General features: G+C 31.6%; 22 protein-coding genes. 14 read left to right on the forward strand and 8 right to left on the reverse strand.

What is annotated here, in order from left to right; genetic code table 11:
* The first annotated feature begins 217 nt into the window (after window positions 1-217).
* On the forward strand, window positions 218-865 hold the full coding sequence (gene fsa, locus KPL54_RS07825) for a fructose-6-phosphate aldolase (RefSeq protein WP_216106041.1): 648 nt from the start codon (window positions 218-220) through the stop codon (window positions 863-865).
* A gap of 16 nt (window positions 866-881) precedes the next feature.
* Window positions 882-2,864, forward strand: coding sequence for a transketolase (tkt, locus tag KPL54_RS07830; protein WP_216106042.1), 1,983 nt, complete (start codon window positions 882-884; stop codon window positions 2,862-2,864).
* A 61-nt stretch (window positions 2,865-2,925) separates the two neighbouring features.
* On the opposite strand, the gene KPL54_RS07835 is transcribed toward tkt, so the two are convergent.
* Complete coding sequence (locus tag KPL54_RS07835) at window positions 2,926-3,069, reverse strand: IS3 family transposase (protein WP_216106194.1); 144 nt, start codon at window positions 3,067-3,069, stop codon at window positions 2,926-2,928.
* A 92-nt stretch (window positions 3,070-3,161) separates the two neighbouring features.
* Between KPL54_RS07835 and KPL54_RS07840 the strand changes: the two genes are divergently transcribed.
* Together KPL54_RS07840 and KPL54_RS07845 are read left to right on the forward strand one after the other, a co-directional pair.
* Window positions 3,162-4,418, forward strand: a complete 1,257-nt coding sequence (locus KPL54_RS07840) for a DNA polymerase Y family protein (RefSeq protein WP_216106043.1) — start codon at window positions 3,162-3,164, stop codon at window positions 4,416-4,418.
* Window positions 4,419-4,433: 15 nt separating this feature from the next.
* A complete protein-coding gene (locus KPL54_RS07845; protein WP_216106044.1) occupies window positions 4,434-4,697 on the forward strand; it encodes a hypothetical protein in 264 nt (87 codons plus the stop codon).
* A gap of 127 nt (window positions 4,698-4,824) precedes the next feature.
* Here the strand turns inward: KPL54_RS07845 and KPL54_RS07850 are convergent, their stop codons facing one another.
* Window positions 4,825-6,222 carry a sensor histidine kinase gene (locus KPL54_RS07850; protein ID WP_216106045.1) on the reverse strand — a complete coding sequence of 466 codons (1,398 nt, stop codon included), beginning with the start codon at window positions 6,220-6,222 and terminating at the stop codon, window positions 4,825-4,827.
* Window positions 6,223-6,471: 249 nt separating this feature from the next.
* Window positions 6,472-8,274 carry a peptidoglycan D,D-transpeptidase FtsI family protein gene (locus tag KPL54_RS07855; RefSeq protein ID WP_216106046.1) on the reverse strand — a complete coding sequence of 601 codons (1,803 nt, stop codon included), beginning with the start codon at window positions 8,272-8,274 and terminating at the stop codon, window positions 6,472-6,474.
* A 250-nt stretch (window positions 8,275-8,524) separates the two neighbouring features.
* Here KPL54_RS07855 and KPL54_RS07860 point away from each other — a divergent pair, with 250 nt between their 5' ends.
* From KPL54_RS07860 to KPL54_RS07870, 3 genes are all read left to right on the forward strand, one after another.
* On the forward strand, window positions 8,525-8,992 hold the full coding sequence (locus KPL54_RS07860; RefSeq protein WP_216106047.1) for an S-ribosylhomocysteine lyase: 468 nt from the start codon (window positions 8,525-8,527) through the stop codon (window positions 8,990-8,992).
* Between the two features lie 156 nt (window positions 8,993-9,148).
* Entirely contained in the window at window positions 9,149-10,222 is a 1,074-nt protein-coding gene (locus tag KPL54_RS07865; protein WP_216106048.1) for an ornithine cyclodeaminase family domain, read from the forward strand.
* Between the two features lie 46 nt (window positions 10,223-10,268).
* Complete coding sequence (locus KPL54_RS07870; protein WP_216106049.1) at window positions 10,269-11,354, forward strand: ornithine cyclodeaminase family domain; 1,086 nt, start codon at window positions 10,269-10,271, stop codon at window positions 11,352-11,354.
* Window positions 11,355-11,445: 91 nt separating this feature from the next.
* Here the strand turns inward: KPL54_RS07870 and KPL54_RS07875 are convergent, their stop codons facing one another.
* The 3 genes from KPL54_RS07875 to KPL54_RS07885 form a co-directional block, all read right to left on the reverse strand.
* Complete coding sequence (locus tag KPL54_RS07875; protein ID WP_216106050.1) at window positions 11,446-11,877, reverse strand: Rrf2 family transcriptional regulator; 432 nt, start codon at window positions 11,875-11,877, stop codon at window positions 11,446-11,448.
* A 67-nt stretch (window positions 11,878-11,944) separates the two neighbouring features.
* Window positions 11,945-12,445 carry a DsbA family protein gene (locus KPL54_RS07880; RefSeq protein ID WP_216106051.1) on the reverse strand — a complete coding sequence of 167 codons (501 nt, stop codon included), beginning with the start codon at window positions 12,443-12,445 and terminating at the stop codon, window positions 11,945-11,947.
* A gap of 145 nt (window positions 12,446-12,590) precedes the next feature.
* The gene (locus KPL54_RS07885; RefSeq protein WP_216106052.1) at window positions 12,591-13,226 is read right to left on the reverse strand and encodes an NAD(P)-dependent oxidoreductase; all 636 of its coding nucleotides are present in this window, start codon (window positions 13,224-13,226) and stop codon (window positions 12,591-12,593) included.
* A gap of 215 nt (window positions 13,227-13,441) precedes the next feature.
* Between KPL54_RS07885 and KPL54_RS07890 the strand changes: the two genes are divergently transcribed.
* Window positions 13,442-14,407 (forward strand): hypothetical protein, encoded by a 966-nt coding sequence (locus KPL54_RS07890; RefSeq protein WP_216106053.1) that lies wholly within the window; start codon window positions 13,442-13,444, stop codon window positions 14,405-14,407.
* 123 nt (window positions 14,408-14,530) lie between these two features.
* Window positions 14,531-14,671: a hypothetical protein gene (locus tag KPL54_RS07895; protein ID WP_216106054.1), complete on the forward strand. Its 141-nt coding sequence runs from the start codon at window positions 14,531-14,533 to the stop codon at window positions 14,669-14,671.
* Here the strand turns inward: KPL54_RS07895 and KPL54_RS07900 are convergent.
* Both KPL54_RS07900 and KPL54_RS07905 read right to left on the reverse strand, forming a co-directional pair.
* Entirely contained in the window at window positions 14,668-15,747 is a 1,080-nt protein-coding gene (locus KPL54_RS07900) for a GerMN domain-containing protein (RefSeq protein ID WP_216106055.1), read from the reverse strand. The genes KPL54_RS07895 and KPL54_RS07900 overlap by 4 nt on opposite strands.
* 129 nt (window positions 15,748-15,876) lie before the next feature.
* Window positions 15,877-16,023, reverse strand: coding sequence for an aspartyl-phosphate phosphatase Spo0E family protein (locus KPL54_RS07905; RefSeq protein WP_216106056.1), 147 nt, complete (start codon window positions 16,021-16,023; stop codon window positions 15,877-15,879).
* A gap of 318 nt (window positions 16,024-16,341) precedes the next feature.
* Between KPL54_RS07905 and KPL54_RS07910 the strand changes: the two genes are divergently transcribed.
* From KPL54_RS07910 to pepF, 5 genes are all read left to right on the forward strand, one after another.
* The gene (locus KPL54_RS07910) at window positions 16,342-19,416 is read left to right on the forward strand and encodes a pectate lyase family protein (protein ID WP_216106057.1); all 3,075 of its coding nucleotides are present in this window, start codon (window positions 16,342-16,344) and stop codon (window positions 19,414-19,416) included.
* Between the two features lie 573 nt (window positions 19,417-19,989).
* Window positions 19,990-21,453: a glycoside hydrolase family 68 protein gene (locus tag KPL54_RS07915; protein WP_216106058.1), complete on the forward strand. Its 1,464-nt coding sequence runs from the start codon at window positions 19,990-19,992 to the stop codon at window positions 21,451-21,453.
* Between the two features lie 160 nt (window positions 21,454-21,613).
* Window positions 21,614-23,152 carry a glycoside hydrolase family 32 protein gene (locus KPL54_RS07920; protein ID WP_290444334.1) on the forward strand — a complete coding sequence of 513 codons (1,539 nt, stop codon included), beginning with the start codon at window positions 21,614-21,616 and terminating at the stop codon, window positions 23,150-23,152.
* A 235-nt stretch (window positions 23,153-23,387) separates the two neighbouring features.
* Window positions 23,388-25,016: an MBL fold metallo-hydrolase RNA specificity domain-containing protein gene (locus KPL54_RS07925; protein ID WP_216106059.1), complete on the forward strand. Its 1,629-nt coding sequence runs from the start codon at window positions 23,388-23,390 to the stop codon at window positions 25,014-25,016.
* Between the two features lie 160 nt (window positions 25,017-25,176).
* Window positions 25,177-26,991, forward strand: coding sequence for an oligoendopeptidase F (pepF, locus tag KPL54_RS07930; protein ID WP_216106060.1), 1,815 nt, complete (start codon window positions 25,177-25,179; stop codon window positions 26,989-26,991).
* The last annotated feature ends 3 nt before the right edge of the window (window positions 26,992-26,994 follow it).

A 26,994-nucleotide genomic window follows, 5' to 3' on the forward strand; every position in this document is an offset into this window, starting at 1 on the left:
CATTTGGCCATTATGGAAAAGCAATGTACAATTTATTTAGATACTTAGGTGTCAAAGAATTATCATTTAATCAACCAAAAGGAATGCTTTACAAATCAGAAAATCCATTTAAATAATAGATTAGCAAATGTCGTGAAATTTATAAGCGACTTTATACAGCATAAAACCTGAGTTGATTTATTTAAAAGATAGAATTAAAATCTAGGAGGACGTAAAAATGAAATTATTTATTGATACAGCAAATGTTGAAGATATTCGTGAAGCGAGTGATATGGGTGTTATTTGTGGTGTAACTACTAATCCATCCCTAATAGCAAAAGAAGGTAGAGACTTTAATGAGGTTATAAAAGAAATAGCATCTATTGTTGACGGACCTATAAGTGGAGAAGTTATTGCATTAGATTCAAAAGGTATGATAAAAGAAGGAAGAGAAATAGCTAAGATTCATAAAAACATGATTGTTAAAATTCCAATGACAGAGGACGGTCTAAAGGCTGTAAAAGTACTTTCTAATGAGGGAATAAAAACAAATGTAACCTTAATATTTAGTGCAGGACAAGCGCTTCTAGCTGCAAGAGCAGGGGCTTCTTATGTAAGCCCATTCATTGGAAGACTTGATGATATAAATGCTAATGCTATGGATTTAATAAGAACTATTGTTACAATATTTAAAGTACATGCCATAGACACTGAAATAATTGCTGCGAGCATAAGAAATCCAATGCATGTTACAGATGCTGCAGTTGCAGGGGCGCATATTGCAACAGTACCACTTAAAATTATTAAACAAATGATAAAACATCCATTGACAGATGCTGGGATAGAAAAATTCGCTAAAGATTGGAAAGAAACTTTTGGTAAATAATAAGGAGGTGCACATAATGAATGTAGATAATTTAGCTATTAATACTATAAGAGTACTTTCAGCAGAAGCGGTGCAAAAAGCAAATTCTGCTCATCCAGGGTTACCACTTGGATGTGCGACCATGGCTTATACTCTATGGGCAAAGCAAATGAAACATAATCCCAAAAATTCAAAATGGGAAGATAGAGATAGATTTGTACTATCAGCAGGACATGGGTCTATGCTTCTATACTCACTTTTAAACGTATTTGGATATGACTTAAGTGTTGAAGATATAAAAAATTTCAGACAGTTTGGAAGTAAAACACCAGGGCATCCAGAATATAAACATACAGACGGAGTTGAAACAACTACAGGACCACTCGGACAAGGTATTTGTAATGCAGTAGGTATGGCTATTTCTGAAAGCTATCTTGCAGAAAAATTTAACAAACAAAATTTTAAGGTTATAGATCATTATACATATACTATAGCTGGAGATGGATGTTTAATGGAAGGGATTTCAAGTGAGGCATCTTCCCTTGCAGGAACACTAGGACTTGGAAAACTTATAATGATGTATGATTCTAATAATATATCGATTGAAGGAAGTACCGATATTGCTTTTAGAGAAGATGTCGCTAAAAGGTATGAGGCATATGGTTGGCAGGTTATAAAAGTAGCTGATGGAAACAACACAGAAGAAATAAATACTGCTATAATTGCTGCTAAAAAGGAAGATAAAAAGCCAACAATTATAATAGTAAAGAATATAATAGGATATGGTTGCCTTGCTAAGCAAGGCAAAGCTTGTGCACATGGGGAACCACTTGGAGTAGAAAATATTATTGCATTAAAGGAAAATATAGGATGGGATTATGAACCTTTTACTGTTCCAGAAGAAGTTAAAAAACAAATGGAAGGTTTTAATAAAGTAGCAGCATCTAAAGAAGTAACTTGGAACAAGTTATTTGAAGATTACAAAATAGCTTACCCAGAACTTGCAAAAGAGTGGAAACTTTGGTTTAGTGGTAAAATAGCCACTGATTTATTAGAGGATGAAAGTTTTTGGGGTTTCGATAAACCAATGGCAACGAGACAAGCATCCGGAGTGCTTATTAACAGGTTAGCAAAGATTGTACCAAATATAATTGGAGGCTCAGCAGATCTTGCTCCTTCAAACAAAACATATATGAAAGATAGAGGAGATTTCTCAGCTGAGGATAGATCTGGAGCAAACATGCATTTTGGAGTAAGAGAACATGCAATGGCGGCTATTGCTAATGGAATATATCTTCATGGTGGGTTAAAAGTATTTGTATCTACATTCTTCGTATTTAGTGATTACATGAAGGGAGCCATGAGACTTAGCGCAATAATGAAATTACCAATAACTTATGTACTTACTCACGATAGTATTGGAGTTGGAGAAGATGGTCCAACACATGAACCTATTGAGCAATTAGCTGCTTTAAGAGCTATGCCAAATATGGTGGTGTTTAGACCAGCTGATTCTAAGGAAACAGCTGCAGGTTGGTACCTAGCAATAGCAAAATCAGAAGGACCAGTGTCTCTTGTATTAACAAGACAAACTTTGCCATTATATAATGGCTCAAGTAAGGAAGCTCTTAATGGCGGATATATTCTTAAGGATTCTGTAAAAGAAACACCCGATGTAATATTAATTGCTTCTGGTTCAGAGGTTGAACTAATATTTAAGGCATCAGATGAATTAAAGAAAAAGGGAATAGATGCGAGAGTAGTAAGTATGCCTTCTTTCGAGTTGTTTGATAGACAAAGTAAAGAATATAAGGAAAAGATATTGCCTAGAAATGTAAGATCAAGAGTTGCAGTAGAGGCAGCATCTTCCTTTGGTTGGCACAAATATGTAGGACTTGATGGAGCCGTAATCTCAATTGATCACTTTGGTGCATCAGGTAAAGCAGAAGTTTTATTTGAAGAGTTCGGATTTACAGTTAATAATGTGGTTGATACTGTATTGAGATTGAAAAATAAATAATATAATATTAAAAAAGGATATATTACAAAATATTGAGATATAAGCATATAATAAAATTAATTTAAGCGGCTAAAGTCCTAAATTGCAGGGGACTAAGGCCGCTTAATCTTTTTTGTAATCTCTTGGTATTGTAGAAGATGATATATTTATCAATTGCATTATAAAGATGATAAAATACAAAATTTTCTATAAAAGGTATATAAATTAACTTCTAAAAAGCAAACAAATAGTATATAATAGTATTACGAACATATGTTCTAAGATTTAAAAGTGAATATTAAAGAAAGGAAGAGGGTTATGAGTAGATTGATATTTCATATAGATGCTAATAGCGCTTATTTATCATGGGAAGCTGCTTATAGACTTCAGCGAGGTGAGTTATTAGATCTAAGATTAGTTTCTTCTGTAATAGGTGGAGATGAAGAAAGCAGGCACGGTATTGTTTTAACAAAATCAATTCCAGCTAAAAAATTCGATATTCACACGGGAGAAACTTTATATAGTGCTAGGGCGAAGTGTCCTAGTATTGTAATAGTGCCACCAAGATATTGGTTGTATATGAAGTGTAGTGCAGCTATGAATCAAATATTTGAAGAATATACTCCAAAAATTCAGCGGTTTAGTATAGATGAAAGTTTTCTTGATTTTTCTAACATGGAAGGTTTGTATCCAGATTATATGAAGCTCGCTGAAATTATAAAAGAGCGGATAAATAAGGAGCTTGGGTTTACAGTAAATATAGGGATATCAAATAATAAACTGCTCGCAAAAGTAGCCTCAGATTTCAAGAAACCAAATAGAATACACACTTTATTTCCCAGGGAAATTAAAAGTAAAATGTGGCCATTACCAGTTGAAGATCTATTTATGGTGGGTAGAGCAACGACACCTAAATTGCATGGTTTAAACATTAATACTATTGGAGAATTAGCAAATTATGATTTGAAAATCTTAAAGAATAAATTTAAGAGTCATGGACTAGTTATTTGGAATTATGCTAATGGCAACGAATTTTCCGAGGTTAGAAGGAGTAATTATATTGAAATGAAGGGAATAGGCAATTCTACTACCACACCCTTTGATGTTTATGATAAAGAAACAGCTCATATAGTATTGTTATCATTATGTGAAACAGTATCTATGCGTTTAAGGGATTCAAAGAACTGTTGCACTGTGGTAAGTATAAGTGTTAGAGGAAGTGATATGATATCTTACTCTCGTCAGAAAAAATTGGCGGTAGCAACTGATTCTACTCGTAAAATACATGAAATAGTTTGTTATCTATTTGATAATGTTTGGAAAGGTAATCCAATAAGGCATCTGGGAGTACATATAACAGACTTTTGTGGTAATGATTTTTATCAGTGTTCTTTACTTGATACTTTTAATTATGAGAAAGATAGCAATCTTAATAAAACAATTGATGAAATTAGGCTAAAATATGGTTCTAAAGCTATCAGTAGATCTTGTTTTCTTCATTCAGGGTTAAATAATATGTGTGGCGGAATGGCAGATGGGGAGGAAGAATACCCATTAATGAGCGCAATGCTTTAAAAGGAGGTTAAATAAATGAAAGTTTTAGCATTAGCTATAGAAATGATTTCTTATACAGATAACAAAGGAAACATAAAACCTGTAAGGTTTAGAATGCAAATAGATGATGAACCTATGCAAGTTATAAAAATAGATAAAGTTATAGTAAAGGATACGCAGAGATTTGCAGGTAATATTATGACTGTTTATAAATGCCAAAGTTTGATTGATAATTCTATAAAGTTATTTGAGATTAAATATGAGCTTGCAACATGTAGGTGGATATTGTATAAAATTTAAAGTGAAAAATCATGTAATAAAAGATTGTAAAAAGACACGGTAAAGAATGATGAAGATAAAAACAGTAGTTAATGCCACTGCTTTTATCTTAGCTCTCATTTCTTCTAGTGAAAATTTTTAAAAGCAACTAAGAAAATATATCTGAAAATTCAATTTTAATTTTCTCTATAGGATCATTTATATTATAATTTTTATTCCTGGGAGACATCTGAGATTCTATGAGCTTAATAGGTAATTTGATATTAAATTCACTTCCAACACCCAATTCACTTGTAACACTTATTTCTCCTCCATGCATTTCTACCAATGATTTTACTAATGATAATCCTATCCCATTGCCTTCCACAGTCCCTCTAAGAGAATCATCAACCTGGATATATGTGTTGAAAATTTTGTTTAACATGTTCTGTGGTATTCCAATTCCTGTATCCTTTATTTTTATAAGTATATAGTTTTCATTATCGTAAATATTTACATTTATTATACCGTAAGCTTCAGTAAATTTAATTGCATTTGATAATATATTCAGCATTATTCTTTCCAATTTACATGAATCAAAAGATGTTATTTTTTCCTCTATATCCGTATCAAACACTATAGTTATTTTCTTCGCTTTTGCATAAGTAACTACAGATAGGGTGATGTCTTCAATAGTTTTTACAATATTGCCATTTGCTAATTCTAATTTGAAAAAACCAAGTTCAATCTTATTCATATCTATAAGATTATTAATAAGCCTTATCAATCTATAGCAATTTTGTTTCATTACTTTTGAATATTTAGAAAACATCTCATAATCAGGAACTATGGACTTAGTATCATATTTACTTTCTAGTACCTGTAATGCACTAAAAATAATATTAAGTGGTGTTTTTAATTCATGCGACATAGAAGAAAACATTTCTGATTGATCCATATTGTATTTTCTAGATTCCTCTAATAATTTGTTTTGATTTAAAATACTGTTTTTCATTTTTTTTGCATCTAATTTTAGATTTAATTTTTCATAGCCCATTTGTGAAATTGAATTGGCAATAATAAATATAGTTTCTACAGCCAATTTCAATTTTTGTTCTTCTATAACATTAATTTCTCTAAGTGCCTCTAAAAATCCATTTTCACTAGTAGTTTGTTCTTTTATTGTATTTTTAAAATCTGAAGCTGATGGTTTGTTTATTAAAAATTGCCCGCCCAATATAGTTCCTATATGCTCTCCATTTACTAAAATTGGAGCCGCAAAATCTATCAAACCAGCATGACAACTGCTGATGTATGGTTTACCTGATTTTGCAGCACCTTCTCCACATTTTCGATGAGATTCTGAACATTTATTATTCCCCAATACTGAATTTTGAATAAAATTTGTGCAAAAATTTGTATATTTACTAGGTTTTGTAACAGGATTACCATTTATATCTACAATAACGCTTGCAATGTCCATATTTTTTGAAAAGTTATCTTGAAGCTTCTGGAGTAATTCAACATCTAAAATATCTGTGATTTCTAGTCGTGCTTTATTTATCATTTTCCCCCTCCTAAAACTTTTCGTATATTCTATAATCATATAATTATTTTTTTGTTTTGCATAATTTTCATTATTTCCTATATATTATAACATAATTGTTAATGAAATAATAAAATTAATCTTTCTATGTCGAATGCTAATTTCACGTATGCAAACACAAGTAAACCCATATCATTAGATGTGGGTTTACTATACTTAGAATATATTAATCTTACTTATAATATAAAATAAAATTTGAAGCTTTCTGCTTTAATTTTTCTTAGTAGCATTTTTGTTAACTGTACTATTAACGTTATCTGGAGATATACCCATTATTGTAAACAACTCAGAAAATATCTTTTTTGATGCTGGTACTGCTGTCTGGGCTGCATAATAGTTATCTGAGTTTGGTTCCTCTATAGTAACTATTAAGCTTACTTTTGGATTACTGGCAGGAGCCATGCCTGCAAATGATGATATGTATTTACCGGAGATATAGCCACCGCTGACGCTATCAACTTTATTAGCAGTTCCTGTCTTACCACCTATATGATAACCAGCCATATAGGTTCCAGCGGCAGTTCCTTTTTTAACGACAGTTTCCAAATATGTTCTTAATAAAGCCGATTTACTACTGCTCATTATAGTTCTTTTGTTAAAATTACTATATTTATTGTCCACAACTGTTTTACCGTTTACGTTATGAGATATTTCTTTCATAACATGTGGCGTTATCAATGTACCTCCATTAGCAACTGCATTAAATGCTGCCATATACTGTATTTGGGTAACTGCAACACCTTGTCCATATGACATCGTAGCAAGATCAAGTGGTGTAATACTTTTTAAATCTTTTATTAACCCAGTGCCTTCTCCAGGCAAGTCTATATTAGTTTTTTTACCAATTCCAGCGTCTTTTGCAAACTTATAAAGATTCTCTTTTCCAATCATTTGTCCAAGATTTATAAACCCAACATTGTCGGAATTTTTTAATATATCTGAAAAAGTTTCAACACCATACTTTTCTTTATTATCGTTGTACAATGTTTTATTGCCAATCTTAATACTGCCATTGTTTGTAAAAAGATATTTATCAGTCACAGAATTATATTGGAGTCCAGCAGCAGCCATTATAACCTTGAAGATTGATCCTGGCTCAAATACATCGCTTACAGCTGTATTCCTCCATGTAGCCTCTGCTTGACTACTTGTATTACCCTTTGCATAAGGCTCATTTAAATTATAACCAGGCGAATTTGCCATTGCTAAAACCTCACCATTATTGGGATCCATAATTGTTATACTTACAGATTTAGCACCATTTTCTGCTAAAGTTTCCTTAGCGACTCTTTCAGCTAACTCTTGAACTTGTTCATTTATAGTTAATGTCAAATTCTTTCCATTTATAGGATTAACCGTCACAGCTTCGGTATAAGGCAATTCGTTACTATATCTGTCCAGCTGAACCACTTTCACACCAGGGATACCTGCTAAATAATTGTTATAGCTCAGCTCTACACCATTAACTCCAGAACCATTTAAATTAATATGACCTAGTACCTGAGAGAGAAAAGTATCATTTGGATATATTCTTTTAACATCACTTGAAATTATTATTCCTTTGTATTTCAAATTATTAATAGAATCTACAACCCCTTGCTCAACCTGCCTTTTAAGCGATACGAATTGAAGTAATTTGCCTTCACTATTCTGGGTATTTAATATTTTTTCAACATCGCTGTTTTTAATATTAAGAATTTTTGCCAATTTTTCAGTGGCTTGTCCTTCGGGTATTTTATTATCAACTAAATATTTATTTAATACAGTTAAATCAGCATCTACCCTATAGACATTAATGCTTAATGCCAATTGCAGGCCATTTCTGTCTAGAATTTCTCCTCTATAAGGAGCTATTGGTATACTTTTAGTTTGCTGCTGTACTGCTAGTGTTCTGTAATTAGAACCATGAATGCTCATTACATAAAATAATCTGCCCACTAAAGTGCTAAATAATAAAGAAAATACTATACCTATACTAAAAATCCTTTTACATCGAGGCTTTTTTCTTTTCAATTTGTTCACCAACCTGCCTTATATTTTAGTTTAAAAATATGTATATTAAATCATTTTTCATTAATATATACTACATTATACTACATTACACACAAAAATAACTACAATTAAGATGCTAGAAACAGAAAACTGTTCTATTAAAATTATTTAAGGTAAATATTTAATATCTGATATGTTATAATAAGGTATAGCATGTTGAAGAGAGATAGATGACTTTGAATTGTATAATGAAAATTAGGAGGAGATAATAATGGAAGTAATATCAAGTTTTCAAGTTAATCATATTAAATTATTAAGAGGTTTTTATGAATCAAGGATAGATGGAGATATCATTACTTATGACCTTAGAATGAAAGAACCTAATAGAGAACAAGTTATGTCAACAGGTGCTTGTCATACTATTGAACATATAGGTGCCACATATTTAAGAAATCAAGATATAGCTAAAGATGTTATCTACTTTGGACCTATGGGTTGTAGAACAGGTTTCTATATGATCATGAGGAATATAGATAAGACAAAGGGTCTTGAGGTAGTAAAAGATATGATGAAATTTGTAATAGCATTTGAGGGAGAGATACCAGGAGCACAACCAGATCAGTGTGGTAATTATTCAGATATGGATCTAATAGGAGCAAAGAAAGATGTACAAGAATATCTTGATACTCTTCTTAATGCAACTTCTTTAAATGTAACTTATCCAGAAATAAAATCTTAAGATCTCAACGCTAATTATGTATATAGGCAGTGCTAAAAATTTAATAGAATATCTAAATAAGAAAGATATACAAATTATATTGTGTATCTTTCTTATATTTTATAATGTAGTATATACATTATTTTAAATACATTACAATAAAGGGGGAAAGCTTATATGAGTTTTCAATTACCAAAGTTCGTACCGCCAGATTTCTCGCAGAGTGTTTTTGAGAACGCGCCAGATGTTAAAGTAGGAGAAGTTAAGAAAGATGGAGTTGCACCTATTGGCTTCTTAATAACTTCTATATTTCCTGAATATTTTAAAATTAAAGGACAATGGGTGCTACCAAATCAAACATCTATAGAATGCACTGCAGTTGTTCGTGGTAACAATACCGTAGAAATTGTGGAATTTAGAAATCTTAAAACTCATGACAAAGTTGTTTTAGGGAAAGTTAAAGATGGAAGTGAAGGTGTATATAAGCATACTAGTGGATTTGATAATTTACAAAGTATTGGAACAGGGAGATCTGTTGAATCTTCATTTTCAAGGGATTATAAAGAATTATATGAATTACTAGAATATGAAAAACAAAATAATGGATATATAGTTTGGGTTCTAGGCCCAGCTGTAGTTTTTGATTATGATACTAGAGCCGCTTTATCTGTACTTTGTTCCAATGGGTATGTTGATTCTCTTATGGCTGGGAATGCCATGGCGACTCATGATCTAGAGGGAGGGTTACTAGGGACAGCCCTTGGTCAAAATATATATACTCAAGAATCTGCTCCAATGGGTCATTATAATCATTTAGATCTAATAAATGAGGCTAGACGCGCAGGTTCGATAGAAGCATTACTTGATGAAGGAAATATAAAAGATGGATTTATGAAAACCGCGATGGAGAAGAAAATACCTATAGTCCTTGCTGGGTCTATAAGGGATGACGGGCCACTTCCTCCGGTTTATCATGATGTATCTTGCGGACTTGATGCTATGAAAGAAGAAACCGATAAAGCAACAGTAATAATTTGTCTTGCTACTGTTCTTCATTCAGTTGCAACTGCAAATTTGACTTCATCTTATAGAGTTTGTGATGGAAAAGTAAGACCAATATATTTTTACTGCGTAGACATTTCTGAATATGCTGTTAATCAAGTATCAGTTGCCAGAGAATACATAGGTATTAAAACGATAGTTACTAATGTTCAAGATTTTGTAGTTAAAGTTCAAAAAAACTTATGTTAATATTGCACTAAAATACATTATTATATCAATTAGGGGGAGAATTTAAATGACTTTTGAGCTACCAAAGTTTACACCACCAGATTTCGGACATGAATTTTTTATTAAATCTCCGAACTGCAAAATCAAGAAAGTAATTAAAAAAGGGGTTGCTCATAGTGGTTATCATGCATTATCAATATATCCTGAGTATTTTAAAATAAAAGGTAATTGGATACTCGCGAGTGGAAGCCGTATGGATAGCGTTGCAATTGTTACTCCAAGTGGTGGCATAGATATTGTAGAATTTAGAAATTTAAGAATTGGAGATAATGTTGTCGTAGGAAGATCTGAAGATGGAAGTGAAGGTATATATATGTATACTAATGGTTTTATTACTCAGAAGGGAGAGGCTGATACCTTTGCATTTAGAACCGGGAGATCAAGAGAAACAGCCTTTTCTAAAGATTACGATGAATTATATAAGATTATGCAATATGAAAAGGACCACGAGGGAAAAATAGTTTGGGTCCTAGGACCCTCAATTGCATTAGATTATGAATCAAGAGCTGCTTTTACTTTAATTGTTGAAAATGGTTATGCTCAAGCTGTTTTATCTGGAAATAACTTTGCTACCTATGATTTAGAAAAGGCAATGTTCAAAACAGTTTCAGGTCAGGAAACCTTTGAGTCACGCGAAACTGCTCATTATAACTATATTGCAACTATAAATGAAGCTAGAAGAATAGGAACGCTTAAAGGATTGATAAATTCAGGGTTAGTTAAAGACGGTATATTAAAAGCTTGCCAGGAAAATGATGTTCCTGTAGTACTTGCTAGTAGTATAAGAGATAGGTATACATTACCAGATGTTTATGATAATGTGTATGAGTCTCAAGATGCTATGAGAAAACATACTAGAAATGCAACTATGCTCATATGTTTATCATCAGTACTCCACACGATAGCAGCAGGAAATATGACTCCATCATACACTGTAAAAGATGGGGTTGTTAGACCGGTATATATATATTCTATTGATATACAAGAGTTCTCTGTTAACAAATTATCTGACAGAGGAACATTAGAAGTTAAAACATTGGTTACAAATGTCCAAGATTTTATAACAAATGTAGCGGAAGGATTAATAAAATAATATTTACAATTATGTTTGCTTAAATGATAGGTATTAAAGGTATATATGTTTGTATAAAGAAAGGAAGCTTTTGTAAGCTTCCTTTCTTTCATTATTTATTAAGCTTCTTATTGAAGTCGGAAACAACATCAAGCATGGTAACATTTTTTAGAACATTTTCCATTGATTCTTGTGCATTAAACAATGTTACTTCAATAACAGATTGAATGTTTGCACCTATGGGACAATTTATATTTGGATTTTGATGAACTTGAAATAAACCACCAGTGTCCACTACATCTACCGCTTTGTATACTTCTAATAAATTTATATCTTCAATATGCTTAGTAAGATATGAACCTCCTGTTCCACGTTTCATATCAACAAGTCCTGCACTTTTAAGCATTCCAAGTATTCTTCTAATTACCACTGCGTTAGTATTCACACTGCCTGCAATCATATCTGAAGTTTGCAATGGATTTGGATAAATGGATAGAAGAGATAGTATGTGGACTGCTACAGTGAATCGACTACTTATTTTCATAACCAAACTCCTTTTTAGCTAAATTCAGCTTTTAAATATTATTACATAAATTTATTTTTTCAATAATTTATTTCCTTAATAGAATTTTATCAAGTTCTTCAAAACTGCTATAGCCTTGAGCGATGATTGTCCTTTTGTTTCCTTTTTCAAGAATAACTGTTGGAAAACTCTGTACCCCTAATTTTTGACCTTTTTTAAAGCATTCAAAAGTTTCTTCACTCAATTCTTGTGAAAGAAATATTTCTTCAAAGTCTCCTTTAGAAATACCAAAACTTTCGGCGATTTTAGTATAAACAGTAATATCATTCATATCTTGACCGTTTACGAAAAATGCTTCTTGTATTTTTTTTAGGAAATCAAAGGCCATATCTCTATTTAATTTTTGAAGGAGAAACATTGCCTTTGCACCTGGCAAGCTATCTAGAACTCTATTACCACCCCCTAATACATTTTCATTAAAGGCTTCACCGAAGTGAACACCAGTTAAGGCCTCTACTCTAACGTTGTTGATTTTTATATATTCACCTAAAGAAGTATCCATTTTTTTAACTTCATCACCTACCCACATACCTCCAGGTATTATTTCAAAGTCATATTTATCCTTATGTTTTCATGGATTTTAGTAATAACATCACTAAAACCATAACACCATCCACACATTGTATCCATAACATAATATATTTTATTTTTCATGTCTTGTACCTCCTAAAATATTAGTATCCGATAGTAAATCTTTCACGAGAGAATTTTGGATTTTCAACTTCGTCAACAAGAGCCAGTGCATAGTCCTCAAATGAAATTTTGCTTTCTCCTTGCTCATCTACAATTAAAGTATCTTTGCCAATGTTATATTTCCCAGTTCGGATTCCGGCTTCAAATAGTGCTGCTGGGCTTAAAACTGTCCAGTCAAGTTCATTTTCATTTTTATAAAGTTCTAAGGCACCACTGTGTGCTAAGCCGATTGGTTTCCAGTCAGTAGGAAAGCTTTCTGAATCAACCAGTTTTAAACCAGGAGCAACATATAAACTTCCTGCTCCACCGATAGCGATAAGTCGAGGTACCAAAGCTTTTTTTGTTGCATTTATTAGATTTTTTGTAACAACTAGTAAACTACCTTCGTCGCCTGGCTTAGGTCCAAAGGCACTAATAACAAGGTCATTTCCTTTTATCGCATTTACTAAGCTTTTTTCATCAAACGCATCTGCCTGAATTATTTTTAAATTGTCATGCTCATTTATATATTTTGATTGATTATGGACAATTGCTGTAACCTCATAATTTCTTGATATAGCTTCATTCAATATCACCTTACCTACATTCCCATTTGAACCTATAATTACTATTTTCATATATATCATCCTCCAATTTATAATTTTAAGCATTAAGTTATAACTTAATGATGTAACTATGATGATTACAATTACTGTTGTACTCATTATAGTTACAACTTAAAAGAATGTCAATTATTTTTTTATTTCTAATACAGTTTTATTTAAGGAAGTCTATTATAGAACTTTATTTAATATAATATTTAAAATAATAATATTAAAAAGGTAGGAAATAGATGAACCCTATAAAATTAAATGAGAATAATATTTTTAAAATTATTATTGGGTTATTAACAGTTTTATTATTAACATTAATTATTTCCATTGTATATTATCAAAATAGAAATCCTATAAAGATAACAATGGGAGGACGGTTTTATAAGCAGTTTAGTGATAGGGAAGGAAAAGATACAGATAAATATTTTAGACCATCAAAATTACCTTCTATTAATGATAGGTTTAATGATTATAGATTTTTTGATAAGTTCTACGGTAAAAAGCCCTCTGAAATTACATTACCCAGTAGTCTTTTTAAAACTCCAGAAGACACAATAATTAATTATTTCAGTCTTTTAAGGGAAGCGGCAAATCCAGTGGAAGGGAAAGGAGCAGGCTGCGGAACACTTGGAAATGCTCAAATGCCATATCCAGTGGCATATAATTTTTTATCATCTAAATATAGAGATAAGTTAAATTATACTGAGTACCTTAAATCTTTTGAAAATAATCTTCATATAAATCTAATAAAACTAAAAAAAGTTCCTGAATTAAGAAAAAATTTAAATACAATTAAATACTTTGTTGAGATTGAAACCATTAAAGGGACAGAAAAAAACATCTCTAATTTTGCTTATTATTATGGTTTTATTGAAATATCGAAAGAAGGCAATTTGTATAAGATTTCGGATGTACAATTTTTTGAAGAGGATTTTTTATGTGCACCTTATCATGGTTGGAGTCATAATGCTGAATATGTAGTGGATATTAAATATGGAGATTGGTGTAAACTCGTAAAGGAAAGGTATCCAACAAAACAAGAAGGATATGTAAAAAATATATATTTCAAAGGTACAGATGGTAATGATTATAAGTTTATATTTTTTCAATTAACTAATGATACTGATATAGAGATAGCACAATATGAAAAGGATAAAAAGGAGAATTGGAATTTAATAAAGATTGATCCTGGAAAATGTTTATAGAAGAATATATATACATAATTAATGGTAATTATAGTATAATTATCTAAAGATTTATGTATAGTTTGTAGAATAAAATGTAATAAAGTTTATTAATCTAATTTTTATGGAATTGGAGGAATATTAATGTCCCTTAAAATTGATAAAGATAGCAGTATAACTATTATAAAAAGCAGAGTAGTAAAATTAACGGATGATAAACGTGAAGAAAAATTCCAACAGACCGTGCAAGAATTTCACTATCAAGTATCACAATTGACACATTAACGATAGCATAAATTCTTGTAATCTACAATAAATGCTTCACATTTTTTCATTGAAATATTACCTGAACTATAAGGTTTACCCTCCACGGTTATATAAACTTTTTTCACCATATAATAATCACCAAATGTATTAGTAATACATTGAAGTATCTGATTTTCATAAGCACTGTAGGCATTCATTTCCTGCGTGAATTCCTTTGAAAAGTCAAGGTATACCATATTATCTTTATTTAAATAAAGACTTTTTATTTTAGTGTTATCACTAATTAATTTTCCTACATTATTATTTGGAACTTCTCTTAAATATTTCTCAAATGTTTTTTTTGTTATATCATTTGTATTAAAGGAAAGTTTTTTATCTGTAACATAATTCATACTGTTCTTTCCATTTGGATAATAGAATTTAACTGTTTGAACGAGGGGTACCTTTTTCTCTATCTTACTTAATGAAGAAGTTACGTTACCATCATTTGTGTACATTGTCTTAACTAATCCTATATTAGCTGCATAATAATCTTTGGTTGTGTTTTCTTTTCTCACAGTTGTAACCTCTAAACATTCATAACTAGCTAATGGAGTTTTTATAGCAACTTTAACATTGGTTATAGTCCGTTTACTGCCATCTTTCAATGTCCAAGAAGTACCTTTAATAAGTGGCTGCTTTAGTAAAATTTCAGGGTTATTATTAATTTGGCAAGTGAAATTTTCTCTATAATAAATCTCATTTTTGGAAGAGATAAGTCTTAATTCTCCATCTTTATTTTCGAGTACTTTTATCGCCTCTGTATCACCATTGTTAACTATAATCTGTTCTCGGTTTCCTATTAAATAGTCCACATAGATAGAATAAGTGTTATATTCATTGCCAGCACCAGTGTACATATACTTTGTGCCTTTTTCAAAAGGATAGTAGTCACCTATCTTAGCTGCTCGGGAAGTCAACTTTGAATTGCAAGCTTTAGGCGTTGTACTACTTGTGTTATTTGAAATAGTATTTTTAACTGTTGATCCTTTGTAACAACCAGTTAGTAAAACAAATGCAACAATAACTAATAAAATGCGAATGCTTTTTCTCATATCAGCACATGCCCCCTGTTTCCTTCTTTATATAAATTTAAATTTACACTAATATTGTACCCATTACTATTAGCTATTATAATAAAATACAGTTTTAATTGTGGAAGAGGGCTGTTACATTGATTATTTTTAATATTCATTTGCATAATATTCTAATATATAATTATCTAATATTTGGCTTAATTTTAATACAGATGTATGACTTAAGCCTTTTAATACGATAAGGTTTTCTAATTCTTCTCTTAAGTTTTCTATAGTAAGCATGATATTACTCATTAACATCATTCCCTTCATAACTTATAATAACTTTTTATCAACTAATAGATTAACAATGATTGCACTAAAACAGAAATTTATTCTTATTTATAAATACGTTAGGGAAGTTAAATTTAAGGGGGGAAAACAGTAAAAAAACTAATAATATTTTAATTACGTAAAAGTAGGAAGATGTAGAATTTAAAGATTGACAATTATTTACTTAATGTGTAATATATTGAATATGAATATACATTGTGATCAAATGTATATTTTTAAATCAAACAAAGTAAACGCTTTCAAGTTAACGTGAACAAAATAATAAGAGGGGGTAATCAAATGGTAAAAAAACCATTAACAAGTGATCAAGTTAAAAAAATTTCAAAACAAATAATGTTAGCTGTATTAGCATCATCAGTGGTTATGACAACATGTTTAAGTGCCAGTGCTTCAACCTATAATTTAAATTCTGTATCATTAGAAAACACACAAAGTGTGGGAAATACAGTATCAATATTAGAAAGTAATGGGTGGTTGGAGTCAGCAAATGTTGAATGGGCTGAGGCTAAAGGTGCAACTGGGTACAATGTTTATTGCAAATTAGCAAGTGCAACAGATTCTGAATATAAACAATTAGATAATCAATTAATTAGAAAATATTCATCATATTTTAGAGCCGATGTCTTAGGTCTTTCACAAGGCAATTATGTGATGAAAATAGTGCCTACTATAAATAATAAAGAAGCTAGCTTAGAACAAGTAATTACAAAAACTATTAAAGTAAAAGCAAATACAAGAGAAGGGTTTGCTTTTGCTTCTGGATCACCGATGGGTACAGGCTCAGGTGGATATAAAGATGATGGTACAGTAGCAAGTAATGCTCAAATCGTGTATATTACAGCAAGTAATGTAAATAAAGTAACAGCAAATGTTATAACAAATATTAAGGGAACTGAAACACTGTGTACAGGCATTACTGATATTTTAGCAAAACGTCAAAAGGGTTATGATAAACGACCACTTATTATTCGTATGGTAGGTGAAATCAAAGCTGCTGATATTACTGGTCTTAACAGTACTGGATATTTACAATTAAAAGGGTGTTATAATGTTACATTCGAGGGAGTAGGGGAAGATGCTACTGCTTATGGATGGGGAGTTCTTATTAGAGACTCTCACAATGTAGAACTTAGAAATATGGGTGTCATGTTATTTCCGGATGATGGAATTTCACTTGACACAGGAAATGAAAACATCTGGGTCCATAATAATGATATTTTTTATGGGGCAGCTGGAAGCGATGCTGATCAAGTAAAGGGAGATGGCTCTTGTGATGTAAAAAAATCAACTTATGTTACAGTTGCATACAATCATTTTTATGATTCTGGTAAATGTTCACTTTGTGGTATGAGTGACACGGAAAATTTCTATGTAACTTATCATCATAATTGGTTCGATCATTCAGATTCAAGACAACCACGTATTAGAGTTGGGACAATTCACATTTACAATAACTATTTTGATGGAAATTCAAAATATGGGGTTGGGGTTACAAAAGGTGCGTCAGCTTTTGTAGAAGATAACTATTTCAGAAATTGTAAATACCCAATGTTATCATCGCTACAAGGTTCTGATATTTCTGGTGGAAGTGTAGGGACCTTCTCAGGTGAAGCGGGAGGTATGATTAAGGCATATAATAATAAAGTAGAAGGAGCTACAACGGTTGTTTATTCTAAGGATAATGCAACTCAATTTGATGCATATTTAGCATCAGCAAGAAATGAACAAGTTCCAAGCACATATAAGTCTGTAAGTGGAGGAAATATGTATAATAATTTCGATACAAGTTCATTAATGTATAAATATGTACCAGATGCACGAGAAAATGTAGAAAGTAACGTTACTACCTATGCAGGAAGAGTAGATGGTGGAGATTTTAAGTGGAATTTCACAGATGCTGATGATGTAAAATCTGAAGTAAATACTGAATTAATGACTAAAATTAAGAGTTATAAGAGTGATTTAGTATCTGTTGGAGGAAATTCAGTAAGTGAAACAGCAGCTTCAGTTAATGCAACTACAATTTTAAGTTCTGGTGATAAAGTTACAACAAGTGGTTTAGTTTTAAAAACTGATGCTAACATTGCAAATGCAATTTACACTTCACCTTCAGGGACAACAACAGGGACTGGAACACAAGAAAGTCCAATGTCACTTGAAACTGCAATCGCAACAGTTAAAGCAGGAGGAACCATTTTATTGATGAATGGTACTTATTCTTATAGCAAGCAATTAACAATACCGGTAGGAAACAATGGAACGGCTAACGCATATAAGACAATAAAACCTTGCCAAGGTGCAAATGTAACATTAGATTTTTCATCACAACCATATAATATGATAGATACAAGTTTAAACGCTAGGGGTCTTCAAATGGAAGGGAATTACTGGCACGTATACGGCATAAGAGTAACTGGGGCAGCTGATAATGGTATATTCCTATGTGGTAACAATAATATTGTAGAATACTGTGTATTAGAAGCCAATAGGGATTCAGGACTACAAATTAGCCGCCGTAGTTCTAACCTTGCAACTATGGATTTATGGCCTACTAATAATCAAATCATTAATTCTACATCATTTAATAATTCAGATCCTAAAACTGGAGAAAATGCTGATGGCTTTGGAGCAAAACTAACATGTGGTGAAGGGAATGTATTCGATGGTTGTATTTCATACAATAACGTAGACGATGGTTGGGATTTATTTTCTAAATCAGAAACAGGTCCAATAGGTGCAGTAACAATTAAAAATTGTATTGCTTTTAGAAATGGACAAACAACGGCAGGTAAATACACAAAAAACAGTGATGGTAATGGATTTAAATTAGGTGGTTCAGGTATTGCAGGTGATCACTCAGTTATCAACTGTATTTCATTTGAAAATAAGAACCATGGTTTTACAGATAATTCTAACCCTGGAACAATCACAGTAAAAAATTGTACATCATTTAATAACAGTCAAGCTGATGGTAAAAAGTCAAACTTTGACTTTGCTAGGACATCTGCTTCACATAATATTTTTGAGAATTTAATTTCTTTTAGCAACACAAAAATTTCAAGTGATAAATATATTGGTGTTGCAACAAACTGTAGTTTTCAAAATGGTGGCAAATATTTTTTGATAAAAGATAAACAAAATGTATACTCAAGTAATTTGGCAACTAGAGGGACACTAAACTCAGCAGGTGTTAGCGCAGCAGATTTTGTAAGTATAACATCTCCAGCACTAGGTGCAAATGTTCATAAGTTATGGAGAAATGCAGATGAAACAGTTAATACTCAAGGATTACTAATGATGGCAAATTCAAGTCAATACAAAACAATGGGTGCTGTATTTGGTGCATCAAAATAAGTAAAAGCGAAAACTTATAAATAGTAGAGTTATTTACAGTAATAATTACAACAAAAAAGGTATGGTAAATTAATAATTTACCATACCTTTTTTGTTGTAATTAATATTGTTTTAAGAAAGTAACTAAGTATCTCTGTTACTAAAGTTAAAATAGTTCCAACTGCAATTGTAAATAGATAACCTATAATACTGGTTAAGTCACTCGCCCAGGTGAAGTATTGAGCAGCACAATAAACATATAAATGATAGCTACTATGGTACAAAGTGTATAAATTATGAAGAAAATCCGGTTACCTAAAAAACCATCTAAAAAAATATTCAAGAAAAAGCTAATGCTTTAGAAATGGTATCACAAGGCAATGAGGAGTTCGTAAAAGAAGTAATTAGGAATAATTGCGTAATTATGAGAAATTAGTAGATATAGTTAATTTTTTGTTTATGTAAAGGTAACTAATGTGACTTGTGTTAGTTGACTAGTGTTTATTATGTATGATAATCTTAAGCAGAACTTGTCATATAATGTTATAATATAGGAAAAATGAAAGAAAAAAAGGACATAAGGGGGTTTGAACGATGAAAAAGTCAAAAATAGGAAAAATTATTTTTAGCATTTCTTTAATTAGTTGTTTGATAGGAGGTGGCTCTCTGACGTTTGCAAAAAATGTTAGCGGGGATTACAAGGAAACTTATGACGTTTCCCATATGACTCGTACTGACATGCTGAAAATACCAAAGCAACAAAGTAGTGCACAATTTAAGGTGCCTCAATTTGATGCATCTACAATAAAAAATGTTCCTTCGGCAAAAGGGTACGATAAGAATGGTAATTTAATAGATTTAGATGTATGGGATAGCTGGCCGCTTCAAAATGCGGATGGAACAGTAGCAAATTATCATGGATACCACGTACTTTTTGCTTTGGCTGGAGATCCTAAAGATGGAAGCGACACGTTTATTCACTTGTTTTATCAAAAGATAGGTGACACATCCATTGATAGCTGGAAAAGTGCTGGTAGAGTATTTAAGGATAGTGATAAATTCGTTCTAAACGATCCTTTCCTAAAAAATCAAGCAGAAGAGTGGTCAGGTTCTGCAACATTAACATCTGATGGAAAAGTTCGCTTGTTTTATACAGATCGAGATAGCTGGGCACCAGATTCTGAACATTATGGTAAACAAACATTAACAACGGCTCAAGTCAATTTATCTAGGCCGGATGTTAATACGATTAAGATTGATGGCGTAGAAGATTTAAAATCTATTTTTGATGGTGGAGACGGTACAATCTATCAAAATGTTATGCAAGGTATATCACAGAATGATAATCATACATTAAGAGATCCTCATTATGTTGAAGACAAAGGTCATAAATATCTTGTCTTTGAAGCTAATACAGGAACAAAAGATGGTTATCAAGGTGATGAATCTCTATTCAATAAAGCTTATTATGGTGGAAGTAAAACTTTCTTCCAAGCAGAAAAAAATAAACTGTTACTAAGTTCTAAAAAACAAATTGCATCATTAGCGAATGGTGCACTAGGTATTATTGAATTAAACGATGACTATACTTTGAAAAAAGTAATGAAACCATTGATTACATCTAATACAATAACAGATGAAATTGAACGTGCCAACGTATTTAAAATGAATGGTAAATGGTATTTATTCACAGACTCAAGAGGAAGTAAAATGACTATTGATGGAATAGGTGCAAAAGATGTATATATGTTAGGATATACCTCAAATTCATTAACAGGATCATACAAACCTTTAAATGGAAGTGGACTTGTATTAAATATGGATCGTGATCCTTCTGACCTCACATTTTCTTATTCTCACTTTGCTGTGCCACAACCTAAAGGTAATAAAGTGGTACTAACAAGTTATATAACAAATAGAGGTATGTTTGCAGATCAACATGCTACCTTTGCGCCAAGCTTCTTACTGAATATTAAAGGATCAAAGACATCTGTTGTACCAAATAGCATTCTTCCACAAGGACAAATGACGATTGATACCCAAGAACAAAAAAAATAAAATTAAAGCCTTGAATTGAAAAAACATAAATAAATTTTAAAAGTGCCGATTGAATATCGGCACTTTTTTTACATATAATATTTACGTTCTTATGTATTAAAATCATTTAAAAGATTACAACGGTAGTCAGAATGTGAATCAGCAAAGTGGAGGTGTTTATTTGCGAAAAATAAAAATTGATAGAAAAGTATATAAATTACTAGTAATTTTAATAATATCTATAGGGATGTTATTAATTATATTCTTAATTTACCATCATCCAAAGCCAACATATCGGTCAACGTATCATTTCACAACGATTGACAAATGGATGAATGATCCGCAAAAACCTATATTTTTTGGCGGAAAGTATCATTATTATTATCTTTATAATAGTGACTATCCAAATGGCAATGGTACCGAGTGGCGACAGGCGACATCAGAGGACTTAGTACATTGGAAAGATGAGGGTGTATCCATTCCTAAATATACAAATAAAAATGGAGATATATGGTCGGGGTCGGTTATCATTGACAGCAAAAACACGGCAGGTTTTGGAATGAAAGCCATTGTGGCAATAGTAACACAGCCATCCACAAATGGTGGTCACCAGGAACAATTTCTTTGGTATAGTACGGACAAAGGAAAAACATTTAAATCTTATAGTGACCAACCCATTATACCAAATTTAGGTTCAAAAGATTTTAGAGATCCGAAGGTCATTTGGAACCCTCAGACTGACAAATGGGTAATGCTTTTGGCAGAAGGGACAAAGATTGGCTTTTATGAGTCTGATAATTTAAAAAATTGGCACTATACAGGTGGATTTTTAACACAAAATATAGGCATTGTAGAATGTCCAGATCTCTTTAAGATGCGGGCAAATGACGGGACGTACAAGTGGGTTTTAGGAGCAAGTGCCAATGGTAAATCTACAGGAAAACCCAATACTTATGCGTATTGGATCGGCAATTATAATGGAAAAGAATTTGTTACTGATAAAAGTGAACCACATTGGCTTGATTATGGCTTTGACTGGTATGCAGGCGTGACATTTGAGGATGGCAGTAGCAGTGATAAATTCACAAAACGTTATGCTTTAGCTTGGATGAATAATTGGGATTATCAAAACAATACCCCAACAATGAAGGAGGGATTTAATGGAACGGATTCGATTGTGCGCCAAATAAGCTTAAAGAAACAAGTTGATGATACGTATAGTCTGATCTCACAGCCGGTTGAAACCTTGGATAGTCTGATAACATCCACAGACCATTTTAATCAAATTCAAGTGAGTGGATCAAAAACACTGAAGGTTCAAGGCGAAGCATACCAACTTGATGCAGATATAAGTTGGTCGAATGCAAAGAATGTAGGGTTTAAACTTCGAGAATCAGCGGATAAGAAGTGTCATATTGATGTAGGTGTTTTTAATGAAGGTCAATATTCTTATGTCAATAGAGCTTTTACAAGTCAACCCGATAAAAGTGGGAAATATATTCAAAGCACAGCGCCATTTGATACAAGCAAGAAGAAAGTTCATTTAAAGATTCTCGTTGATAAAACAAGTATAGAAGTATTTATTGATGATGGTAAGGTTACTTACTCAAGTGAAGTGTTTCCTAATTTAGATGATAAAGGAATAACGCTTTTTTCTATTGGCGGTAAATCAATCTTTAAAAATGTTATAATCAAACACCTTCGTTCGATTAATAGGTGAACAGAGAAAATATAAATTTACTGCAAGCCTTTCGAATGTAGTTATGTAAAATTAATCAAATACAAGCTAGGAATACTATTATATATCTGTTATAATAGAAGCAAATATCTGAATATTTTGAAAGTTTTAGACCGAATTCAGCATAATGCTGGGGTATCGCATCCAATGGAAAATAAATCTAAGAAGTTTAACAGTGCATGAGGCAACTATTCACATGATGAAGAGGGGGATTATTATGAAAATTCAATTCTATGGAGCAGCAAAAACTGTTACAGGTTCATGTCATATTTTACACATAAACGGAAAGACTGTTTTGCTTGATTGTGGTTTATATCAGGGCAAAGGTGAAAAGGTATTTGCAAATGAGGAATTTGGGTTTAATCCTAAAGAGGTAGATTATGTGATTTTATCACATGCCCATATAGATCATAGTGGAAGAATACCTTTACTTTATAAGATGGGATTTAAAGGAGAGATTTTATCAACGCAGGCAACAATGGATTTATGCAGTATTATGCTTCCTGACAGTGGGCACATTCATGAATCTGAGGTTGAGTGGAAAAATAAAAAAAGAAAACGTCAGGGATTAAAAACTCTAGAACCACTTTATACAGTTAAACTGGCTGAACTTTCTCTTAATCTTTTTAGATCAGTTCCATATGATGAGATGATAGCAGTTTTTGATGGGTTAAAAATAAGATTTAGGGATGCAGGGCATCTTTTGGGTTCTGCCATTATTGAATTATATATGACAGAAAAAAATCAAGAAGAGGTAAAACTTGTGTACAGTGGTGATTTGGGAAATATAAATAAGCCAATTTTGAAAGATCCAACTATCATTAATTACACCGATTACTTGATAATAGAAACCACATATGGCAATAGGGTTCATCCTGAGATTCAGGAAGATTTAAAGGAGTTATTAAGAATAATTAAGGAGACCTTTGCAAGAGGGGGAAATGTTATTATACCTTCATTTGCAGTGGGTAGGACTCAGGAAATTTTATATGAATTAAATAAATATGTAGAAAATGAAGAATTGAAGGATATTAAGGTTTATATTGATAGTCCTTTAGCTATTCAGGCAACAAAAATATTTGAAAGTCATAATGAGAATTATGATAATGAGGCTAAAGAACTTGTAATGAAGGGTGAGTATCCTTTTAGATTTGATGGTTTAAGATTCTCAGTTTCTGCAAACGATTCAATGGAAATAAACAAAATTCAAAGCAATGCAATAGTTATTTCTGCAAGTGGAATGTGTGATGCAGGTAGAATAAAACATCATCTTAAATACAATTTGTGGAGAGAAGAATCATCAATTGTTTTTGTAGGATATCAGGCAGAAGGAACCTTGGGACGAAATATAGTAGGAGGAGCAAAAACAGTTAAAATATTTGGAGAACCCATTGCTGTTAAAGCTCATATTTATAACCTAGAGGGGTTATCAGGACACGCTGATAGAAACGGATTATTAAATTGGATAGAAAGTTTTATGGAAAAACCAAAAGAAATCCTGCTTGTTCATGGAGATGAGAAAGCACAGGAGAACTTTAAACAGTTATTGGATTCTAAGGGTTACAGTTCTAGAATAGTTGCAAGTGGGGAAGAATTCTATATAAACGAAAAAGATGATAAAATTAACAAAACTTATAAAATTGAAAAAACTTATGGAGTCGATAAAGCTTATAAAACTTATAAAGCTGATGAAAACTTAAGAAAAAAATTGATAAAAGACATTAAATCAATAAATAATATTGAAGGGTTAGAAAAGGGAGAATTGCTTGATCTTATAAAAGATATTATTTATGATGAAAAGGAATATGACAATGGTCAAATAAAAAACAACACTGTAAAAAAATAGTAAATATAAGGGGATAAGCGACTTAGTAGGGTCGCTTTTTAATGTGAGGAATAATTAATGGATTATAGACCTATGATATAATCATTAGTTTAATAAATGTGTTATTATTTTAATGTATTACTAAACAATGTTAAAGTTTACTAAATAAGGAGGATTTAAAATGAAAACAGCATTAAAAGAAAGAAAGGATGTAGATAAGTCACTTACTTGGGATTTATCTTCACTATACTTAGCGGAGAAGCAATATGATTTAGCGTTGCGAGGGTTAGAAGAACTTACGCTAGAAATAGAAAAAAACTATAAACAAAAACTAAACAACGCTAGTATTATAAATGAGTGTTTGGATAAAATGAAACTTATAATGGAAAGTGAAGATCTTGTAGAGAATTATGCAAGTCTTCAAGTTTCTACTGATCAATCTAATGTAGAAAATCAAGCTAGATATATGAAATCTATTAATGTATTAGCTGATTTAGAGAGTAGACTAAGCTTTGTAGAAAGTGAAATTAATGAGCTAAATGATAAAATAATAGAGGAAGCAATTGAAGGATCAAAAGAAAACAGCCATTATTTAAGTGATATAAAAAGGTTTAAAAAACACTCGTTACACCCAGAAGTTGAAAAGGTATTAGCTGCTTTGTCAGGAACACTAGATTCTTCATATTCTACATATGAGACAAGTAAATTAAGTGATATGGATTTTGAAAATTTTATTGTAGATGGCATCGAATATCCTCTTAGTTATGTACTTTTCGAGGATGAATGGGAATATGAGACTGATACTAAAATTAGAAGAGCAGCTTTTAAAGCATTTTCCTTAAAACTCGGGGAATATAAAAATACAGTAGCAGCCCTTTATCAGACTCATGTTCAAAAAGAAAAAACAATAGCAACTCTTAGAGGATTTGATTCTGTTATAGATAGTTTATTATTTCCTCAACAGGTAGAGAGAGAATTATATGATAGACAAATAGATATAATCATGGAAAAGTTAGCACCGCATATGAGAAAATATGCAAAATTGCTCCAAAAAATTCATAATATTAATGAAATGACATTTGCAGATTTAAAGCTTGAAGTAGATCCAACCTATGAGCCAACAATATCTGTGGAGGAATCAAAAAAATATGTTGAGGGAGCATTATCGGTTTTAGGTGAAGATTATGTAGAGATGGTAAAAAAAGCTTATGACGAAAAATGGATCGACTTTGTTCAAAATAAAGGGAAATCAACAGGTGGCTTTTGTGCTACTCCTTATGGGAGTCATCCTCTAATTTTATTATCTTGGACTGAGAAAATGAAAGAAGTATTTGTACTTGCTCATGAATTAGGTCATGCAGGTCATTTTACGCTAATTAACAAAAATCAAAATATTTTTAATGCTCAGCCATCATTATATTTTATAGAAGCACCATCTACTATGAATGAGATGCTTATGTCAAATTATCTTATGAAAACAAATGATGAGCCTAGATTTAAGAGATGGGTTTTATCTTCTATGATAAGCCGTACTTACTACCATAACTTTGTAACACATTTATTAGAGGCAGCGTATCAAAGAGAAGTTTATAAAATAATAGATGCTGGCGGAAGTGTGCAGGCCGAAAATCTTAATGAAATAAAAAAAGGGGTTCTTAAAAAATTCTGGGGAGATTCTGTGAAAATTGTTGATGGTGCAGAACTTACATGGATGAGGCAGCCACATTATTATATGGGACTTTATCCATATACATATAGTGCTGGACTTACAATAGCTACGCAGGTAAGTAACAGAATTTTAAAAGAAGGTAAGCCGGCTGTAGATGATTGGAGAAAAGTATTAAAAGCAGGAGGAACTAAATCGCCCATAGAGCTTGCTAAAATGGCAGGAGTAGATATAACAACTGACAAACCTCTATTAGATACTATAGAGTATATAGGAAATATAATTGATGAAATAATAAAACTTACAGAAGATATGGATGTTATTGACTAAAAT

This window comes from Clostridium estertheticum (assembly GCF_018861295.1).
Taxonomy (GTDB): domain Bacteria; phylum Bacillota; class Clostridia; order Clostridiales; family Clostridiaceae; genus Clostridium_AD; species Clostridium_AD estertheticum_D.

Coding starts and splice junctions, on each gene's coding strand:
- fsa (WP_216106041.1), top strand. CDS start 218: ATGAAATTATTTATTGATACAGCAAATGTTGAAGATATTCGTGAAGCG.
- tkt (WP_216106042.1), top strand. CDS start 882: ATGAATGTAGATAATTTAGCTATTAATACTATAAGAGTACTTTCAGCA.
- KPL54_RS07840 (WP_216106043.1), top strand. CDS start 3,162: ATGAGTAGATTGATATTTCATATAGATGCTAATAGCGCTTATTTATCA.
- KPL54_RS07845 (WP_216106044.1), top strand. CDS start 4,434: ATGAAAGTTTTAGCATTAGCTATAGAAATGATTTCTTATACAGATAAC.
- KPL54_RS07850 (WP_216106045.1), bottom strand. CDS start 6,222: ATGATAAATAAAGCACGACTAGAAATCACAGATATTTTAGATGTTGAA.
- KPL54_RS07860 (WP_216106047.1), top strand. CDS start 8,525: ATGGAAGTAATATCAAGTTTTCAAGTTAATCATATTAAATTATTAAGA.
- KPL54_RS07865 (WP_216106048.1), top strand. CDS start 9,149: ATGAGTTTTCAATTACCAAAGTTCGTACCGCCAGATTTCTCGCAGAGT.
- KPL54_RS07870 (WP_216106049.1), top strand. CDS start 10,269: ATGACTTTTGAGCTACCAAAGTTTACACCACCAGATTTCGGACATGAA.
- KPL54_RS07875 (WP_216106050.1), bottom strand. CDS start 11,877: ATGAAAATAAGTAGTCGATTCACTGTAGCAGTCCACATACTATCTCTT.
- KPL54_RS07880 (WP_216106051.1), bottom strand. CDS start 12,445: ATGTGGGTAGGTGATGAAGTTAAAAAAATGGATACTTCTTTAGGTGAA.
- KPL54_RS07885 (WP_216106052.1), bottom strand. CDS start 13,226: ATGAAAATAGTAATTATAGGTTCAAATGGGAATGTAGGTAAGGTGATA.
- KPL54_RS07890 (WP_216106053.1), top strand. CDS start 13,442: ATGAACCCTATAAAATTAAATGAGAATAATATTTTTAAAATTATTATT.
- KPL54_RS07895 (WP_216106054.1), top strand. CDS start 14,531: ATGTCCCTTAAAATTGATAAAGATAGCAGTATAACTATTATAAAAAGC.
- KPL54_RS07900 (WP_216106055.1), bottom strand. CDS start 15,747: ATGAGAAAAAGCATTCGCATTTTATTAGTTATTGTTGCATTTGTTTTA.
- KPL54_RS07905 (WP_216106056.1), bottom strand. CDS start 16,023: ATGAGTAATATCATGCTTACTATAGAAAACTTAAGAGAAGAATTAGAA.
- KPL54_RS07910 (WP_216106057.1), top strand. CDS start 16,342: ATGGTAAAAAAACCATTAACAAGTGATCAAGTTAAAAAAATTTCAAAA.
- KPL54_RS07915 (WP_216106058.1), top strand. CDS start 19,990: ATGAAAAAGTCAAAAATAGGAAAAATTATTTTTAGCATTTCTTTAATT.
- KPL54_RS07925 (WP_216106059.1), top strand. CDS start 23,388: ATGAAAATTCAATTCTATGGAGCAGCAAAAACTGTTACAGGTTCATGT.
- pepF (WP_216106060.1), top strand. CDS start 25,177: ATGAAAACAGCATTAAAAGAAAGAAAGGATGTAGATAAGTCACTTACT.